Below are 18,178 nucleotides of genomic sequence, written 5' to 3' on the forward strand. Positions count from 1 at the left end.
ACCCATGAACTGGTACAGGCGCCTTCGGCTTGCCGCGCAACTGCTGCTCGCCTTCGTCCTCGTCTCCTTCGTCTCCGTGATCATCGGGACCATCGCCCTCGGCGGGGCCTCCAGGATCAATGACCGGGCCAAGGAGAGCTACACCAACGCCGTCGTGCCCCTCCGGTACATGTCGGGCTGCGTCGTGCAGACGGCGGCCCTCCAGATGCGCTTCCTGTACGCCCTGACGGCCCGCACCGAGGAGGCCCGCGACAAGGAGATCGCAGGCATGGACACCGCCCGGGCCACGGTCCTCGAGTGGGTCAAGAAGGAGCGCAGCACCCAGATGTCCCAGGAGGAGCTGGACGGCTGGAAGCAGTTCGACGCGGCCTGGCCCGAGTACGTGGCCCTCCAGAACAAGGCCCTGGGCCTCGTCAAGGCCAAGAAGGAGGACGAGGCGCGGCGGATCATGCTGGAGGAAGTGCGGCCGAAGTACGTCAGCATCCGCAGCGCCTTCGAGGCCATCACCGAGGCCAACCTCAAGGTGGCCGACAGCGACACCAAGGCCAACGAGACCCTGTTCCGCTCGTTCCGCGGGACCACGATCCTCCTCAACGTCCTGGGCTTCCTGGGCTCCATCGGGCTGGGCCTCCTGGTCACCCGGGTCATCCGGCGCCAGGTGGGCGGCGAACCGAAGGATGCCGCCGAAGTGGCCCAGAAGGTGGCCTCCGGCGACCTCACCGTGGAGGTGGAGGTGGCGCGCGACGACACCACGAGCATGATGGCCTCCATCCGGGACATGGTCCTCAAGTTGCGGGAGGTGATCGGCCAGGTGCGGGACAACGCCGGGACCCTCGTGGGCGCCTCGGAGCAGCTCAGCTCCACCGCCCAGTCCCTGAGCCAGGGGGCCAGCGAACAGGCTGCCAGCGTGGAGGAGACCAGCGCCTCCATGGAGGAAATGAGCGCCTCCATCGCCCAGAACAACGAGAACGCCAAGGTCACCGGCGACATCGCCACCCGCACCTCCCGGGAGACCGTCGAGGGCGGCGAGGCCGTGCGCGAGACGGTGGGCGCCATGAAGCAGATCGCCCAGAAGATCGCCATCATCGACGACATCGCCTACCAGACGAACCTCCTGGCCCTCAACGCCGCCATCGAGGCGGGCCGGGCCGGCGAGCACGGCAAGGGCTTCGCCGTGGTGGCCGCCGAGGTCCGCAAGCTGGCCGAGCGCAGCCAGGTGGCGGCGGAGGAGATCAGCCGGCTGGCCGAGGGCAGCGTGGACCTGGCCGAACGTGCCGGCAAGCTGCTCGACACCATCGTCCCCTCCATCCAGAAGACGTCGGACCTCGTCATGGAGATCGCCGCGGCCAGCAGCGAGCAGAACGCGGGCGTCGGCCAGATCAACGGCGCCATCGGGCAGATCAGCCAGGCGGTGGCCCAGAACGCGGCCGCCTCGGAGGAACTGGCCTCCACGTCCGAGGAAGTGAGCGCCCAGGCCATGGAACTGCAGAGCACGGTTGATTTCTTCCGCCTGGATACCCAGCGGAGCAGCGCGTCGGCCCCCCGGCGCAAGGCGACGCCGCCGGCCCAGGCCCCCCGGAAGGCGGCCGCCCCGGCGCCCCGGGTTGACGAGATGGATGAGCGGGATTTCGCCCGCTTCTGAAGCGCCCCGGGGGCGCCTCCGGGCGCCCCATCCCGTGTGAGAATGTGGAGGGAGGATGCCATGGCCGAAGCCATGCGGCTGGACAAGCGGAACAGGGCCCAGGCGAACCGGGTCCAGGCGGAGCAGAAGGCCCAGTACCTCGCCTTCAACCTGGGCGGCGAGGCCTTCGCCATGGAGATCCGGTCCATCAAGGAGGTGATCCAGTACGGGACCCTCACCGAGGTGCCCCTGATGCCGGAGTTCATCCGGGGGGTGATCAACCTGCGGGGCGCCGTCGTGCCGGTGATCGACCTGTCCGTGCGGTTCAACCGGCCCCCCACCGAGGTGGCGCGGCGCACCTGCGTGGTGATCCTGGAGGTGCCCTGCCAGGGGGATGTGGTGGAGCTGGGGGTGATCGTGGACCACGTCAGCGAGGTGCTGGACATCGGCCCCTCCGAGATCGAGCCCGCTCCCGCCTTCGGCAGCTCCCTCCGATCCGATTTCATCGCGGGGGTGGGGAAGGTGGGCGGCAAGTTCGTCATCATCCTGGATGTGGCCCACGTGCTCTCCATCGATGAAATGGCCGCCCTCGCCGCCGGAACGGGCGGGGAGGGACCCGCCGCGTGAGCCGCCCCCTGCCGCTCCCGGGGCTGACGCAGCCCGCCCCGGCCATCACGGACGCGGAGTTCGCGCGGTTCCGCGCGATGGTGAAGGACCTGACGGGCATCAACCTGTCCGACCAGAAGAAGGCCCTGGTGACGGGGCGGCTCGGCAGCCGCCTCCGCCACCGGGGCGCCGCCACGTTCGGGGACTACTACAAGCTGATCCGGGACCCGTCCGAGACGCAGGAACTGCAGACCGCCATCGACCTCCTGACCACCAACGAGACGTATTTCTTCCGGGAGCCCGAGCACTTCGAGATCCTGGCCAACCACATCCGGTCGCTCCGGCCGGTGCCGCTCCCCTTCCGGGTCTGGAGCGCCGCGAGCTCGAGCGGGGAGGAGGCGTACAGCCTGGCCATGGTCCTGGCCGACACCCTGGGCAGCGGCGAGTGGTCGGTCCTGGGGACCGACATCAGCACCCGGGTGCTGGAGCGGGCCCGCCGGGCCCTCTATCCCATGGAGCGGGCCACCGGGATCCCCCAGGCCCACCTCCGGGCCCACTGCCTCAAGGGCCAGGGCCAGCACGAGGGGATGCTCCTGGTGAGCAAGGCCCTGCGGGCCAAGGTCTCCTTCGCCCAGGCCAACCTCATGAAGACCCTGCCGAAGCTGGGCCCCTTCGATGTCGCCTTCCTTCGGAACGTGCTCATCTACTTCGAACCAGCCGAGAAACTCAAGGCGGTGGAGACGGTCGCGGCCCAGATCAAGCCCGGGGGCCTCCTCTTCGTCGGCCACTCCGAGAGCCTCACGGGCCTCGATCACGGGCTCAAGCCCCTTCGTCCGACGGTGTACCGTGTCCCCTGAATCCGCCCCCGTCAAGGTGTTCATCGTCGACGACTCCGCGGTCGTCAGGCAGGCCCTGTCCGAGATCCTCGGCAAGGACCGGGGCATCCGCGTGATCGGCCACGCCATGGATCCGCTCTTCGCCCTGGAGCGGATGGAGAAGGACTGGCCCGACGTGATCGTGCTGGACGTGGAGATGCCGCGCATGGACGGCATCACCTTCCTGCGGAAGATCATGGCCGAGCGCCCCACCCCCGTGATCATCTGCTCCTCCCTGACGGGGAAGGGGGCCGAGACGACCCTCCAGGCCATGGCGGCCGGGGCCTTCGCCATATTCACCAAGCCGACCCTGGGCGTGAAGTCCTTCCTGGAGGACGCCTCCAACGACCTGACCCAGGCGGTCCGCGCCGCGAGGGCGGCCCGCGCGGCCAAGCTCATCCGGCCCGCGCCGCCCAAGCTCGGCGCGGACGCGGTCCTGGCCGCGGCCTCCGGGTCCGAGGCGATGGCCGTCACGACGGACCGGTTCACGGCGATCGGGACCTCCACCGGGGGGACCCAGGCCCTGGAATACGTCCTCGCCGCCCTGCCCCGGACCTGCCCCGGCATCGTCGTCGTCCAGCACATGCCCGAGAAGTTCACGGCGGCCTTCGCCCAGCGCCTGGACCGGATCTGCGAGATCGAAGTGAAGGAGGCGGTGACCGGGGACCGGGTGCTGCCCGGCCGGGCCATCATCGCCCCCGGCGGCCGCCACCTCGTGGTCCGCAGGAGCGGGGCCCAGTACCAGGTCGAGGTGGTCTCCGCGCCGCCCGTGAACCGGCACTGCCCCTCCGTGGACGTGCTCTTCCGCTCCGTGGCCAAGTTCGCGGGCCGCAATGCCCGGGGCGTCATCATGACCGGCATGGGCGACGACGGGGCCCGCGGCCTCCTGGAGATGCGCCAGGCCGGGGCCCAGACCTTCGCCCAGGACGAGGAGAGCTGCGTGGTCTTCGGCATGCCCAAGGAGGCCATCCGCATGGGCGCCGCCGACCGGGTCGTGTCCCTCTCCCAGATCCCCGAACTCATTGCTCGCTGAGGCTTTCATGGACGCACGCGAACGGGTCCTCATCATCGACGACGACGGGGACCTGCGGGCCGCCCTGGCGGAGTACCTGCGGGGCATGGGCCTGGACGTCCTCGAGGCCGCCGATGGCGAATCGGGCCTGGAGGCGGTGCGCGCCCACGCCCCGGCCCTCGTCCTGCTGGACCTGACGATGCCGGGGATGGACGGCTACGTGGTCTGCCGCGCCATCCGGGCGATGCCGGGCGCGGAGCGCACCGCGGTGGTCGTCATCACGGGGCTCGCGGGCACCGACCTCGCCCTGCGGGCCTTCGACAGCGGGGCCGTGGACTTCATCACCAAGCCCTTCCACCTCCAGGAGGTGAGGGCCCGGGTCCGGACCCACCTGGAAGCCCGGCGGCGGGGCGTCGCCCTCGAGGAGAAGGGCCTGAGCCTGGAGAAGGCCTTCTCGGAGGCGGCGGCCATGAACCGCAGCCTCCTGACCCTCAACGACAAGCTCCGGAAGTCGGAGGCGCTGAAGGACCGGTTCCTCTCCCTCATGCGCAACGAGATCAACAACCCGCTCAACGACATCATCGGCCTGGCCGACCGCATCCTGGACCCGGCCCTGGATCCGGCCCGGGGCCGGGAGCTGGCGCGCCTGGTGCGCATGGAGGCGACCCGGCTGGACTTCCAGATCCGCAACGTCTTCTGCGCCGCGGAACTGGAGGCCGGGCAGGCCCGGCCCACCGTGTCCCGCGTGGACGTGGCCTCCGTGGCCCGGGACGTGGCCGATTCGTGCTCCCGCGCGGCCGGCTCCCAGCACCCGGAGGTGCGGGTCTCCGCGGAGGAGGCGCACTTCGACACCGACGGCGGCATGGTCCACCTGATCCTCGCGGACCTGGTGGCCAATGCCGCCCTCCGCTCGGGGCCGGCGGGGCAGGTGGAGGTCTCCGTCGCCGTGACCGGGGGCCAGCTCCGGATCCGGGTGGCGGATTCGGGTCCGGCCCTGGAGGAGCAGGCCCGCCAGGACCTCTTCCGGGGCTTCGGGGGCGGGGACGGGAGCGGCCTCGCCGCGCCGGGCCTCGGCCTGATCCTGCCCGTCGTGAAGGCGCTCGCGGACCTCCTGGACGGCTCCGTGTCCGCGGAGAACCTGCCCGGCGGCGGCGCGGCCTTCGAGGTGCGGCTCCCCCCCGGGACCTTCCTGGACCACATGGACGCCGAATCCATGGACGGCAACCTCCTCATCTTCGACGATCCCCAGGCGTTCTGATGGCCGGTCCGACCTCTGGAGGGCCTCCCGGCCACTACCTCTACCCGTGCATGCTCTTCGCCCACCGCGAGGAGCACCTGGTCACGACCGTCCTCGGCTCCTGCGTGGCGGTGTGCCTCGTGGATCCGCGGATGGGGGCGGGGGGGATGAACCACTACATGCTGGCCCTCTGGAACGGCGACGGCCTCGCCACCCCCAAGTACGGCAGCGTGGCCATCCCGGGCCTGGTCCGGCGCATGCTGGACATGGGCTGCGCCCGGGAGCGCCTGGTGGCCAAGGTCTTCGGGGGGGCCAACGTGATCGGCGACGGGAACGGGGTCTTCACGGTGGGCTACCGGAACATCGAGGTGGCCACGGCCCTGCTGGCGGAAGAGGGCATCCCCATCACCGCCCGGGATGTGGGCGGGGATTTCGGCCGGAAGCTGATCCTCAACACCCGCACGGGCTCCGTCCTGGTCTCCCGGCTCAAGCGCGCCGACGGGGGCCCCGTGGCCCTCCCCGACGGCCGGCCCCGGTAGGCGGGTAGAATCCAGGCATGGACGGACAGACCGAGTGGATCCGGCTCCGGGGCGCGGCGGAGCACAACCTCCAGGACGTGGACGTGCGCGTCCCCCGCGGGCGCCTCACCGTGGTGACGGGCGTCTCCGGCTCCGGGAAGTCCTCCCTGGCCTTCGGCACGCTCTTCCGGGAGGGGCAGCGGCGCTTCCTGGAGACGCTGCCGTCCTTCAGCCGCCAGTTCATGGGGCGCCTGTCCCGGCCCGCCTTCGCCAGCCTGGAGGGGATCGGGCCCGCCGTGGCCTCGGGCCAGCGCGCGGGGCTCGCCAACCCCCGGTCCACGGTGGGCACCCTCACGGAGGTCTGGGACCTGCTGCGCCTCCTCTTCGCGCGGCTGGGGGAGACGCCCGACGGGACCCGCCTGTCCCGGGGGGCCTTCTCCTTCAACGGGGAAGGGGCCTGCCCCCGCTGCGCCGGCCTGGGGGTGGAGGACGCGCTGGACCCGGACCTCCTGGTGAAGGACCCGGCCCTCTCGCTGCGCCAGGGCGCGCTCCACGTGAGCACGCCCAACGGCTACCTCATGTACTCCCAGGTCACCCTGGACGTCCTGGACCAGGTGCTCCGGGCCCACGGCGGCTCCGTGGACATCCCCTGGGGGGACCTGGCCGGGGAGGCCCGGACCGTGGTCCTGGAGGGGTCCACCCGCCTGAAGGTGCCCTACGGCAAGCATCCCCTGGAATCCCGCCTCAAGTGGACGGGGATCACCGCCCGCCCCCGCCAGGAGGGCCACTACCGGGGGCTCCTCCCGGTCATGGAGGAGATCCTCCGGGGCAAGCGCAACGATTCGATCCTGCGCTACGTGCGGACCACGGCCTGCTCCGCCTGCGGGGGGCTGCGCCTCGCCCCGGCGCCCCTGGCCGCGCGCTGGCGGGGCCGCGGCATCGCCGAGCTGGCCGCGCTCACCGCGGAGGACCTGGGCCGCTTCCTGGCGGACCTGCCGGCGGGGCCGGACGCGCCGGTGCTGGAGCCCATCCGGCGGGACCTGGCCGCCCGGACCGCCCTCCTGGAGGAGCTGGGCCTGGGCTACCTGACCTTCGACCGCGCCGCCCCCACCCTCTCCCCCGGCGAGGCCCAGCGCCTGCGCCTGCTGGGCCTGGCCCTGGGCGAGCTGCGGGGCCTCCTGGTGGTCCTGGACGAGCCCTCCGCGGGGCTCCACCCCGCGGACGCGCACCGCCTCCTGGGGGTGCTGCGGCGCCTGCGGGACCAGGGCCAGACCGTCGTGGTGGTGGAGCACGACGGGCTCATCGTGCGGGGGGCGGACTGGATCATCGACCTGGGCCCCGGCCCCGGGGCGGCGGGAGGGCGGGTGCTGCACTGCGGACCGCCGGAGGCCCTCCTGGGGCCCGGGGAACCCACGCCCACCCGGGCCTGGCTGGCGGCGCCCGAGGCGCCCCCCCGCAAGGTCCGGGCGGGGCGGCGGCTGGCCTTCGGGGACCTGCGCCGCCACAACCTGCAGGGCGTGGCGGTGGAGCTGGTGGAGGGCGGCCTCAACGTCGTCACCGGCGTCTCCGGCGCCGGGAAGACCTCCCTCCTGGACGAGCTGGCCGGGCGCCTCGGCTCCCGGGGCCTCCTGAAGGTGGACGCGGCCCCCATCGGGCGCACCCCGCGGTCCAACCCCGCCACCTACACCGGCGCCTTCGACCTGGTGCGCAACCTCTTCGCGGGGACCCCGGAGGCGAAGGCCCGGGGCCTGGGCAAGGGCCACTTCACCTTCAACACGCCCGGGGGCCGGTGCGAGGCCTGCGAGGGGGCCGGGGCGGTGGAGGTGGGCATGAAGCACCTCGGGGCCGTGCTGGTGCCGTGCGAGGCCTGCGGGGGGCGGCGCTTCCACCCGGAGGTGCTGGAGGTGGCCTGGCGGGGCCGCTCCGTCGCGGACGTGCTGGACGCCAGCGTGGACGAGGCCCTGGACCTCTTCGCGGACCAGCCCCGCCTGGCGCGCATCCTCCGGGCCCTGGCCGACTGCGGCCTGGGCCACCTGGCCCTGGGCCAGCCCGCGCCCACCCTCTCCGGGGGCGAGGCCCAGCGGGTGAAGCTCGCGGCGGAGCTGGCCCGCGCGGGGAAGGGGACCTCCTTCATCGTGCTGGACGAGCCCACCACGGGCCTCCACGGGGCCGACGTCCAGGTGCTCCTGGACGCCTGGGACCGCCTCCTGGCCGAAGGGCACACCCTCCTGGCCGCCGACAACGATCCCGCCGTCATCCGCCGGGCCGACCACGTCGTCGACCTGGGGCCGGGCAGCGGCCCCCGGGGCGGACGGGTGGTGGTCGCCGGTCCCCCGGACGCGGTGGCCGCTTGCCCCGCCTCCCGCACCGGCGAGGCCCTGCGGGGGCTGGACGTGCCCCCTCCCGCGCCGCCCCCGGCGGGGCCCGAGCCCCCCCTCGTCCTGGAGGGCGTGGCCACCCACAACCTCCAGGGCGTGGACGCGGCCTTCCCCGCCACGGGCCTCACCGTGGTCACCGGGCCGTCCGGGTCCGGCAAGTCCAGCCTCGTGTTCGACACCCTCCTGGCCGAATGCCGGAACCGGTTCACGGACCTGGTCTCCCCCTGGGCCCGGCGGCTGCTGGCCCGGCCCGGCGGAGCCGTCTTCGCCCGGGCCCGGGACCTCCGGGCCGCGGTGGCCGTGTCCCAGGCCCAGGGCCGGCGCAACCCCCGGTCCCGGGTGGGCACGGTGGCGGAGCTGGACGAGCGGCTCCGCATGCTCTTCGCCCGGGCCTCGGGGACGGGCCTGCCCGCCTCCGCTTTCTCCCCCAACACGGAGCGGGGGGCCTGCCGCCACTGCCGGGGCCTGGGCTTCATCCAGACCTGCGACCCCGAGCGCCTCGTCACCCACCCCGACCGGCCCCTGGGGAGCGGCGCCCTGGCGGGCACCCGTTTCGGGGCCTACCTGGAGGAGCCGGATGGCCGGTTCATGGCCACCCTCGCCGCCGCCGCCCGGGAGCTGGGCCTCGCCGTGGACCTCCCCTGGCGGGACCTGGCGCCCGGGGCCCGGGACCTGGCCCTGCGGGGCGGCGGCGACCGCACCTTCCAGGTGGACTGGGCCTACCGGCGCGGGGCGCGGGAGGGCGTCCACCGCCTGGAGACCCCCTGGGAGGGCTTCGCGGCCCTCGTGGACGCGGAGTACGAGCGCGTCCACGCCGAGGGCAAGGGCGCGTCCCTGGAGGCCCTGATGGCGGACCTCCCCTGTCCGGCCTGCGCCGGGTCCCGCCTGGGCCCCGAGGGGGCCGCGGCCCAGGTCCAGGGCCGGCGGTTGCCGGAGGTGCTGGGCTGGCCCGTGTCGCGCCTGGCGGCGTGGCTGGAGGGGCTCCCTCCGGAGGGCCCCGCGGGGCTGCTGGCCGCCGACCTCCTGCCGCGCCTGCGGGCCCTGGAGGCGGCCGGCCTGGGCCACCTGGCCCCGGACCGGGAGATGGCCACCCTCTCGGGCGGCGAGGCCCAGCGGCTGCGCCTGGCCTCGGCCCTCCACGCCGGACTCTGGGGCGTGGTCTACGTGCTGGACGAGCCCACCCGGGGCCTGCACCCCGCGGACACGGCCCGTCTGCTCGACGTCCTCCGGCCCCTGGCGGCCCGCAACGCCGTGGTCGTGGTGGAGCACGACCCGGCCGTCATCGCGGCGGCCGGCACCCGCATCCACCTGGGCCCCGGCGCCGGCGCGGCGGGGGGCCGCCGGGTGGCGCCCGGTCCCGGCGCGCCGCCCCCCGCGCGGACGCCGCGTCCCGGCGGGCCCGCCGTCCGGGTGCGGGGCGCCCGGCTCAACACCCTGAAGGCCGTGGACGCGACCTTCCCCTCCGGCTGCATCGTCGCCGTGACGGGCGTCAGCGGCAGCGGCAAGTCCTCCCTGGTGCGGGGCGTCCTGGGGGCCTCCCTGGAAGCGGCCCTCCGGGGCCGGGGCCCCGTCGGCTGCGAGGCCCTGGAGCAGGACCTGCCCCTGGCCCGGGTGCGCGTCCTGGACCAGCTGGGCGCGGGCCCCGGCGCCCTGGCCACGGTGGCCACCGCCGCCGGCATCGCGGACCCCCTCCGCAAGGCCCTGGCCGCCACCCCCGAGGCCCGGGCCCTCAAGCTCACCGCCCGGGCCTTCTCCACCGCCGCCCCCGGGGGGCGCTGCGAGGCCTGCGAGGGCCGCGGCCACCTGACCGTGCCCATGGACCTCCTGCCCGACGTGGAAGTGGGCTGCGAGGCCTGCGGCGGCCTGGGGTTCCAGGGGCCCGTCCTCACCTGCCGCCTGGGTGGGTGGACGATCGTCGAGTGGCTGGCGGCCACCGTGGACGCGGCCCTGGCCGCCGCGCCTCCGGCCGGCCTGCGGGCCCCCCTGGCCGCCCTGGCCGGCGCGGGGCTCGGCTACCTGCGCCTCGGGCAGGCCGCGGGCACCCTGTCCGGCGGGGAATGGCAGCGGCTCCGCCTGGCCGAGCTCCTCGCGGACGCGGACCCCCGGCCCGCTGCCCTCCTCCTGGATGAGCCGGGCCGGGGCCTGGGCCGCGCGGAACTCGCGCCCCTGGTGGCCTCCCTGGATCGCCTGGCGGCCCAGGGCCACCTGGTGGTCCTGGTGGAGCATCACCTGGACCTCATCCGCGCCGCCGACTGGGTCCTGGACCTGGGCCCCGGCGGGGGGCCGGAGGGCGGAACCCTGGTCTTCACCGGCACCCCCGCCCAGCTCGCCGCGGCCCCCACCCCCACGGGCGCCGCCCTCCGGGCCCACGCGGCGGCCGCCGCCCCCCAGGATTGACCCCCCGGCCCGGGTCGCAGGCCAGCGATGTCGGCCGAGGAAAAGCTGAAGGCAGGTTCGCCTCCAACCCTTGGGTGAGGCCGCCCGAATGGCTGCGAAGGGCCTACCGCGTCAGCGGGGTTCCGGGGCCTCGGCGCCGGCGAGGGGTCCGCTTCCGGGGGCCAGGGTCCGGATGACCCGGCAGGGGTTGCCGGCGGCCAGGACCCCGGCGGGCAGGTCCCGGGTGACGACGCTGCCGGCCCCGATGACGGTGCGGGCGCCGATGGTCACGCCGGGGCAGATCACGGTGCCGCCGCCCACCCACACGTCGTCGCCGATCGTCACGGGCCGTCCGAATTCCCGGCCAGATGCCCGGGCCTCCGGGTCCAGGGGGTGGGTGGCGGTGTAGATCTGCACGGCGGGGCCGATCAGGACCCGGGAGCCGAGGGTCACGGGGCACACGTCCAGGACCACGCAGTTGAAGTTGAAGTACACGTCGTCGCCCAGGCGGAGGTGGGCGCCGTAGTCGCAGAAGAAGGGCGGTTCCACGAAGAGCCGGGCCCCCGCGTGGGGGATCAGCTCCCGGAGGCAGGCCGCGGCCTCGTCCGGTTGTTCGTAAGCCAGGCTGGCATAGGCCCGGGTCAGGCGCCGGGCCCGGGCCCGGGCCTGGACGAGGGCGGGGTCCAGGGGATCGTAGGGCTCGCCGCGCAGCATCCGTTCCTGTTCCGTCATGGCGCCTCCCGGCCAGGCCCCACTGTGGCCGGAAAATTTCCGGGATGGGGAAAAAATCAAGCCCAAGGCAGGCCTTCCTCCCCTTGGTATCCTTGAAGCACAGGGCCGCGCCAGGGCGGCCGTTCTTTTTCAGGGAAGACCGCATGGCCGCCATCCGACGCCTGTTCGTGGAGAAGAAGCCCGGGTTCGATGTGGAGGCGGGACACCTCCTCCGCGTGCTCCGGGAGCACCTGGGCCTGACCGGCCTTGAGGCCCTCCGGGTCGCCGTGCGCTACGACGTGGAGGGCCTCTCGGACGCGGACCTGGACGCGGCGCGCTGGACGGTGTTCGCCGAACCCCCCGTGGACGCGGTCCACGAGGGCGGCCTGCCCCTGGGGCCCGGGGAGACGGCCCTGGCGGTGGAGTACCTGCCGGGCCAGTACGACCAGCGGGCCGACAGCGCCGCCCAGTGCCTGCAGCTCCTCACCCACGGGGCCCGCCCCGCCGTGGCCACGGCCCGGGTCTACGTGCTCCGGGGCGCCCTGGCCCCCGGGGACCTGGACCGGGTCCGGACCTACCTGGTGAACCCCGTGGACAGCCGGGAGGCCTCCGCCGCCCTGCCCACCACGCTCCGTCCCGCCCTGCCGCCCCCGGCCGAGGTGGACACGGTGCTGGGCTTCATCCACGGCGACCCCGACTTCCTCCTGGCCCTCCACGGCAGCATGGGGCTGGCCATGACCCCCGCCGACCTCGCCCACACCCAGGCCCACTTCCGGGACGTGGAGGGGCGGGAACCCACCGAGACCGAGCTGCGCATCCTGGACACCTACTGGTCCGACCATTGCCGCCACACCACCTTCCTCACCCGCATCACCGAGGTGGCGGTGGAGGAGGGCCCCCTGGCGCGGCCCATCGCGCGGGCCCTGGGCGACTACCGGGCCCTCCGGGCGCGGGTCTTCGGGGAGAAGGCCGGGGACAGGCCCGAATGCCTCATGGACATGGCCCTCCTGCCCGCCCGGGCCCTGCGCCAGGCCGGCAAGCTGGACGACCAGGAGGTCTCCAGCGAGATCAACGCCTGCTCCCTCCATGTGGACATCGAGCGCCCCGGGGCGCCGGGGGGCACGGAGCCCTGGCTCCTCATGTTCAAGAACGAGACCCACAACCATCCCACCGAAATCGAGCCCTTCGGCGGAGCCGCCACCTGCCTGGGCGGCGCCATCCGGGATCCCCTCTCGGGGCGCTCGTACGTGTACCAGTCCATGCGGGTGACCGGGTCCGGCGACCCGCGCACGCCCCTGGACCAGACGCTGCCGGGCAAGCTGCCCCAGCGGCGGATCACCCAGGAGGCCGCCAACGGCTTCGCCTCGTACGGCAACCAGATCGGCCTGTGCACGGGCCAGGTGACCGAATACTACGACCCCGGCTACGTGGCCAAGCGCATGGAGATCGGCGCCGTGGTCGCCGCCGCCCCCCGCGCCCTGGTGCGCCGGGAGGAGCCGGCGCCGGGCGACGTGATCATCCTCGTGGGCGGGCGCACCGGGCGCGACGGCATCGGCGGCGCCACCGGCAGCTCCAAGGCCCACACCGAGGACTCCATCGAGACCTGCGGCGCCGAGGTCCAGAAGGGCGATCCCCCCATGGAGCGCAAGCTGCAGCGGCTCTTCCGGGACCCGGCCTTCTGCCGCCTCGTCAAGAAGTGCAACGACTTCGGGGCCGGCGGCGTGGCCGTGGCCATCGGGGAGCTCGCCGACGGCATCCGGGTGGACCTGGACGCCGTCCCCCGCAAGTACGAGGGCCTGAACGGGACGGAGCTGGCCATCGCCGAGAGCCAGGAGCGCATGGCCGTGGTCGTCGCCGCGGAGGACGCCGCCGAGGCGGTGCGCCTCGCCTCCCGGGAGAACCTGGAGGCCACCCCGGTGGCCGTGGTCACCCCCGAGCCGCGCCTGGTCCTGACCTGGCGCGGCCGCACCATCGCCGACCTGGACCGGCGCTTCCTCGACACCAACGGCGCCGCCCAGTTCGCCCGGGTCGACATCCCCGCCCCCGATCCGGCCGCCGCGCCCTTCGCGGCCCGGCCCGTGGCGGACCTGGAGGCCCGGTGGCTGGAGGCCCTCTCGGACCTGAACGCCTGCAGCCAGCGCGGCCTGGTGGAGAAGTTCGACAGCACCATCGGCGCCGCCTCCGTGCTGGCGCCCTTCGGCGGGCGCACCCGCCGCACCCCTTCCGAGGCCATGGTGGCCACCTTCCCCGTGGAGGACGGCGAGACCCGCTCCGCCAGCGCCATGAGCCACGGGTTCCTGCCCGGCGTGAGCCGGTGGAGCCCCTTCCACGGGGCCGTGTGGGCCCACGTGCAGGCCGCGGCGCGCCTGGCGGCGACCGGCGCGGACCACCGCCGGGCCCGCTTCACCCTGCAGGAGTACTTCGGCCGGCCAGGGGACGATCCCCGGCGCTGGGGCCCGCCCTGCGCCGCCCTCCTGGGCGCCCTGGAGGCCGAGATGGCCCTGGGGGCCCCGGCCATCGGCGGCAAGGATTCCATGTCGGGCACCTTCAAGGACCTGGACGTGCCGCCCACCCTCGTGGCCTTCGCCGTCGGCGTCGTCCGCGCCGACCAGGTGGCCTCCGCCGAGCTGAAAGGGCCGGGGCACGCCGTCGTCCTGGTGGACCTGCCCCGCAGCGCGGAATGCCTGCCGGACTGGGACGCCCTGGACAAGACCTACGCCCGCGTCGCGGCCCTCGTCCGGGAGGGCCGGGCCCTGGCGGTCCGGACCGTGGGCATGGACGGCGTCGCGCCGGCCCTCTCCGTCATGGCCTTCGGCAACGCCGTGGGCGTGGAGCTGGAGGACCGGGAAGCCGCCCACTGGTTCGCGCCCCACCCCGGCGCCTTCGTCCTGGAGATGGCCGGCGACCCCGAGGCGGACCTGGAAGGCCTGGCCTGGGTGCGCCTGGGCACCACCCTGGAGGCGCCGGAGATCCGGGGCCGCGGCCTCCGCCTCAGCCTTGCCCGGGCCCTGGAGGCCTGGGAGGCCCCCCTGGAGCCCATCTTCCCCACGCGCGTCAAGGAGACCCCGGAGCCCCTGGCCCCCTTCGCCCCCCGCGCCAACCCGCGCGCCGCGCAGGCGCCCGCCCTGGGCCTGGCCCGGCCCCGGGTGGCCATCACGGCCTTCCCCGGCAGCAACTGCGAGTACGACACGGCGCGGGTCTTCGCGAAGGCCGGGGCCGAGGTGGAGACCGTCGTCTTCCGCAACCTGGATCCCGCGGCCGTGGACGAATCCCTGGAGGCCATGGCCAGGGCCATCGACGGCGCCCAGATCCTCATGATCCCGGGCGGCTTCTCCGCCGGGGACGAGCCGGACGGCAGCGGCAAGTTCATCGCCGCCGCCTACCGCAACCCCCGGGTCCGGGACGCCGTGCACCGCCTCCTGCAGGCGCGGGACGGCCTCGTCCTGGGCATCTGCAACGGCTTCCAGGCCCTGATCAAGCTCGGCCTGGTGCCCTACGGGGAGATCCGGGAGCAGGCCCCCGGCAGCCCCACCCTCACCTTCAACAACCTCCGCTACGCGAGCCGCTTCGCCCGGACCCGCATCGTCTGCGCCGACAGCCCCTGGCTGCGCGGGGTCCAGGCGGGCGACATCCACACCGTGGCCATCGCCCACGGCGAGGGCCGCATCGCCGGGCCCGCCGCGACCCTCCAGGCCCTCCTCGACGCGGGCCAGGTGGCCACCCAGTACGTGGACGAGGCCGGGCGGCCCTCCCTGGACTCGGAGTGGAACCCCAACGGCAGCGCCCTGGCCATCGAGGCCCTCACGAGCCCCGACGGCCGCGTCCTGGGCAAGATGGCCCACCCGGAGCGCTACGCCCCGGAGCTGTGGCGGAACGTGCCCGGCGAGAAGGACATGGGCATCTTCCGGGCCGGGGTCGCCTACTTCCGCTGAGCCCCCGGCCGGGTCCGCCCGGCCAGGAGCAGGGCCCCGGCGATGAGGGAACCGCCGGCGGCCAGGCGTAGCCAGGCGACCCGCTCCCCGAAGACCAGGGCCGCGGCCAGGATCGCCAGGGGGATCTTGGCGTTGTTGAACACCGCCAGGGTGCCCACGTTCGTACGGCGCGCCCCGGCGTTGAAGAGGAAGAAGCCCAGCCCCGAGGCGGCCAGGCCCAGGTAGGCCAGGATGGCCACCTGCGCCGGGGTGGGCCGCGGGACGGCGCCGAGGCCGGGGAGGGCCAGGGCCAGGGTCACGAGGGCGGCGCCCGCGTAGAGGAGGCCCATGAGCTCCCGATCCGGCCGGCCGAGATCCCGGGCGAGGCGCCGGTACCCCACCTGGCCCAGGGCGAAGCAGGCGTTGGAGGCCTGGATGAGGAGGAAGCCCACGAGGATGCCGTGGTCCCGCACCTTGGCGCCCAGGCACACCGCCGTGCCCGCCGCCGCCAGGGCCGCCACCCCCAGGACCCGCCAGGACCAGGTCCGGTCCAGGGCGTCCCCGGCCAGGGCCACGAGCAGGGGCGTGAACACCGTGAACAGGGCCGCCTCGCTGCCCTGGAGGTAGCGGAAACCGGCCGTGTAGAACACGTACATCAGCCCGAACTGGACGGCGCCGAGCCCCGCCAGGGCCGCCCCCGCGCGCAGGCCGAGGCCCCGGGGCCGGGCCAGGGGCAGGAAGACCGCCAGGGCCAGGAGGCTGCGCACCGCCGCCACGAAGGCGGGCCCCAGCGGGGCGACCCGGGGCATCAGGCCGAAGGAGAGGGCCCAAAGGAGGGAGGCGGCGAGCAGGTAGGCCATGCTTCACTCTACCGCCCGGGTCCTCCCTTTTCCGCGGCGCCTCCGCGTCCGCCTTCCCCTGGAGGACCCCGGCGCGCCGCAAAACCGAGAGAAAGGGCGGGCGCACGCTGGGACCCGGGGAGGCCGCGGAGAAGGGCTTTTTATTCCGGACCTGCCTATACTGGGGCCAACCTCCAGCACCCAGGACCATGGCCGGCTCCCCACCCCAGGAACGCCCCTTCGCCCGCGCAGCCCTGCGGCTGGGGCTCGTCTGGACGTTTCTCCTGGCCGTCAACGTGGCCCTGCTGATCCTGTTCTGGCGGCGGGAGCAGGTGGCGACGGCGGTGAGCGAGGCCCGGCACTCCTTCCAGAAGGACCTGCTCTACCGGCAGTGGGTCTCGGATCTCGGGGGGATCTACGTCCCCGCCGACCGGGTGGAGCCCAACCCGCTGCTGGCGGAGGTGCCGGACCGGGACCTCGTCGCCGGGGGGCGCCGTCTCACCCTCGTCAACCCCGCCTACATGACCCGCCTGGTGCACGAGCTGGGCCGGAGCGCCTTCGGCCTCAAGGGCCACATCACGAGCCTTCGGCCCCTGCGGAGCGCCAACGCCCCCGACCCCTGGGAGGCCTGGGCCCTGGCCGAGCTGGACCGGGGCCGGCGGGAGGTGGTCGGCGTCGCCCCCCTGGACGGGAAGCCCCACGTGCGGCTCCTGGGGGCCATGGTGACCCAGCCCAGCTGCCTGAAGTGCCACGGGGGCCAGGGCTACCGGGTCGGGGAGGTGCGGGGCGGCATCTGCGTGAGCGTGCCCATCGAGCCGCTCTGGACCTTCCTGCGGCAGCCCATCCACCTCGCGACCCTCGCCGGGGCCGTCGGGGTGTGGCTGGTGGGCCTGACGGGGCTCTTCCTCCTGGCCCGGCGGGAGGCGGCCCGGGAGCGCCAGGTCCGGCAGATGATGGTGCGCCTGGAGGAGGTGCAGCGCCTGGACAGCCTGGGCATCCTGGCGGGGGGCATCGCCCACGACATCAACAACGTCCTGGGTGCCATCCTGAGCCTTTCCAGCGCCTTCGAGACGCTGCACCCCCCCGACGGGCCCCTGGGCAAGGCCCTGGCGACGATCACCCAGGCCTGCCTCCGGGGCCGCACCGTGGTCCAGGGCCTCCTGGCCTTCGCCCGCAAGCAGGCCCCGGAGGTGGGGCTCCTGGACCTCAACGCGCTGGTCCACGAGGTGCGCGGCCTCCTGGAGCACACCACCCTGGCCCGCATCACCGTGGCCCTGGACCTGGCCCCCGGCGGGGCCCCGGTGCGCGGGGACGCCGGCGCCCTCACCCACGTGATCATGAACCTGTGCGTCAACGCCCTGGACGCCATGCCGGGCGGCGGGACCCTCACCCTGCGCACCCGGAGCGGCGAGGACGGCGCGCGCCTGGAGGTGGAGGACACGGGCACCGGCATGGCCCCGGAGGTGCTCCGGCGCGCCCGGGAGCCGTTCTTCACCACCAAGCCCATGGGGAAGGGCACGGGGCTCGGGCTCGCCATCGCCTTCGGCACCCTGCGGAGCCATGGGGGGACCCTCGAGCTCCGGAGCGCCCCGGGCAAGGGCACCACGGTGACCCTCCTGTTCCCGCCGCCCGGGGGGGGCGACGACGCGGCGGCGGCCCCGGCCGCCCCGGCTCCGGCCGCGGGCCGGCGCATCCTGCTCGTGGACGACGACGAGCTGGTGCGGGCCAGCGTGCCGGTCCTCCTGCAGCGCCTGGGCCACACGGCGGAGACGGCCGCGGGCGGGGAGGAGGCCCTCGCGCGCCTCGCGCGGCCCCCCCTGCCGGACGTCGTGATCCTGGACATGCGCATGCCCGGCCTGGACGGCCCGGCCACCCTGGCCCGGATCCGGGCGGACCACCCCGGCCTCCCCGTGGTGCTGACCACCGGCTACGCGGATCCCGAGGCGATGGGGCTGGCGGCGTCCATGGGGGCCGGTTCCTTCCTGAAGAAGCCCTTTTCCACCGAGGAACTCCGGGCCAGCATCGACCTGGCGGCAGGGGGGCGCTGACCCCGGCCGGCGGACCTCCGCCGGAAATTCGGAGGCGACCCGGAGC

The 18,178-nt window shown here is 74.4% G+C and carries 11 protein-coding genes; 9 read left to right on the forward strand and 2 right to left on the reverse strand.

Annotated elements, in window-relative coordinates; all coding sequences use genetic code 11:
• Positions 1–4: 4 nt before the first annotated feature.
• Genes R2J75_RS02595 through R2J75_RS02625 form a run of 7 tightly spaced genes read left to right on the forward strand, consistent with a single transcriptional unit; the run spans position 5 to position 10,644 of the window.
• Positions 5–1,642 (forward strand): methyl-accepting chemotaxis protein, encoded by a 1,638-nt coding sequence (locus R2J75_RS02595; RefSeq protein ID WP_316411016.1) that lies wholly within the window; start codon positions 5–7, stop codon positions 1,640–1,642.
• Positions 1,643–1,702: 60 nt separating this feature from the next.
• Positions 1,703–2,248 (forward strand): chemotaxis protein CheW, encoded by a 546-nt coding sequence (locus R2J75_RS02600; RefSeq protein WP_243334269.1) that lies wholly within the window; start codon positions 1,703–1,705, stop codon positions 2,246–2,248.
• Positions 2,245–3,084 (forward strand): CheR family methyltransferase, encoded by an 840-nt coding sequence (locus R2J75_RS02605; protein ID WP_243347091.1) that lies wholly within the window; start codon positions 2,245–2,247, stop codon positions 3,082–3,084. The genes R2J75_RS02600 and R2J75_RS02605 overlap by 4 nt, the downstream gene beginning before the upstream one ends.
• Positions 3,074–4,135 carry a protein-glutamate methylesterase/protein-glutamine glutaminase gene (locus tag R2J75_RS02610; protein ID WP_243334271.1) on the forward strand — a complete coding sequence of 354 codons (1,062 nt, stop codon included), beginning with the start codon at positions 3,074–3,076 and terminating at the stop codon, positions 4,133–4,135. Before R2J75_RS02605 ends, R2J75_RS02610 begins: the two co-directional genes overlap by 11 nt.
• Positions 4,136–4,142: 7 nt before the next feature.
• Complete coding sequence (locus R2J75_RS02615; protein ID WP_316411017.1) at positions 4,143–5,372, forward strand: hybrid sensor histidine kinase/response regulator; 1,230 nt, start codon at positions 4,143–4,145, stop codon at positions 5,370–5,372.
• Positions 5,372–5,890: a chemotaxis protein CheD gene (locus tag R2J75_RS02620; RefSeq protein WP_243334273.1), complete on the forward strand. Its 519-nt coding sequence runs from the start codon at positions 5,372–5,374 to the stop codon at positions 5,888–5,890. The genes R2J75_RS02615 and R2J75_RS02620 overlap by 1 nt, the downstream gene beginning before the upstream one ends.
• A 17-nt stretch (positions 5,891–5,907) precedes the next feature.
• Positions 5,908–10,644 (forward strand): ATP-binding cassette domain-containing protein, encoded by a 4,737-nt coding sequence (locus tag R2J75_RS02625; protein WP_316411018.1) that lies wholly within the window; start codon positions 5,908–5,910, stop codon positions 10,642–10,644.
• A 111-nt stretch (positions 10,645–10,755) separates the two neighbouring features.
• On the opposite strand, the gene R2J75_RS02630 is transcribed toward R2J75_RS02625, so the two are convergent.
• Entirely contained in the window at positions 10,756–11,355 is a 600-nt protein-coding gene (locus tag R2J75_RS02630) for a sugar O-acetyltransferase (RefSeq protein ID WP_243334274.1), read from the reverse strand.
• Positions 11,356–11,498: 143 nt separating this feature from the next.
• Between R2J75_RS02630 and R2J75_RS02635 the strand changes: the two genes are divergently transcribed.
• Positions 11,499–15,266: a phosphoribosylformylglycinamidine synthase gene (locus R2J75_RS02635; protein WP_316411019.1), complete on the forward strand. Its 3,768-nt coding sequence runs from the start codon at positions 11,499–11,501 to the stop codon at positions 15,264–15,266.
• Here the strand turns inward: R2J75_RS02635 and R2J75_RS02640 are convergent.
• On the reverse strand, positions 15,254–16,105 hold the full coding sequence (locus tag R2J75_RS02640; protein ID WP_243334276.1) for an EamA family transporter: 852 nt from the start codon (positions 16,103–16,105) through the stop codon (positions 15,254–15,256). The two genes, R2J75_RS02635 and R2J75_RS02640, sit on opposite strands and share 13 nt — an antisense overlap.
• 188 nt (positions 16,106–16,293) lie before the next feature.
• Here R2J75_RS02640 and R2J75_RS02645 point away from each other — a divergent pair, with 188 nt between their 5' ends.
• Positions 16,294–18,132, forward strand: a complete 1,839-nt coding sequence (locus R2J75_RS02645; RefSeq protein WP_316411020.1) for an ATP-binding protein — start codon at positions 16,294–16,296, stop codon at positions 18,130–18,132.
• Positions 18,133–18,178 lie beyond the last annotated feature (46 nt).

Origin of the sequence: Mesoterricola sediminis (assembly GCF_030295425.1) — a bacterium.
Classification (GTDB): Bacteria; Acidobacteriota; Holophagae; order Holophagales; family Holophagaceae; genus Mesoterricola; species Mesoterricola sediminis.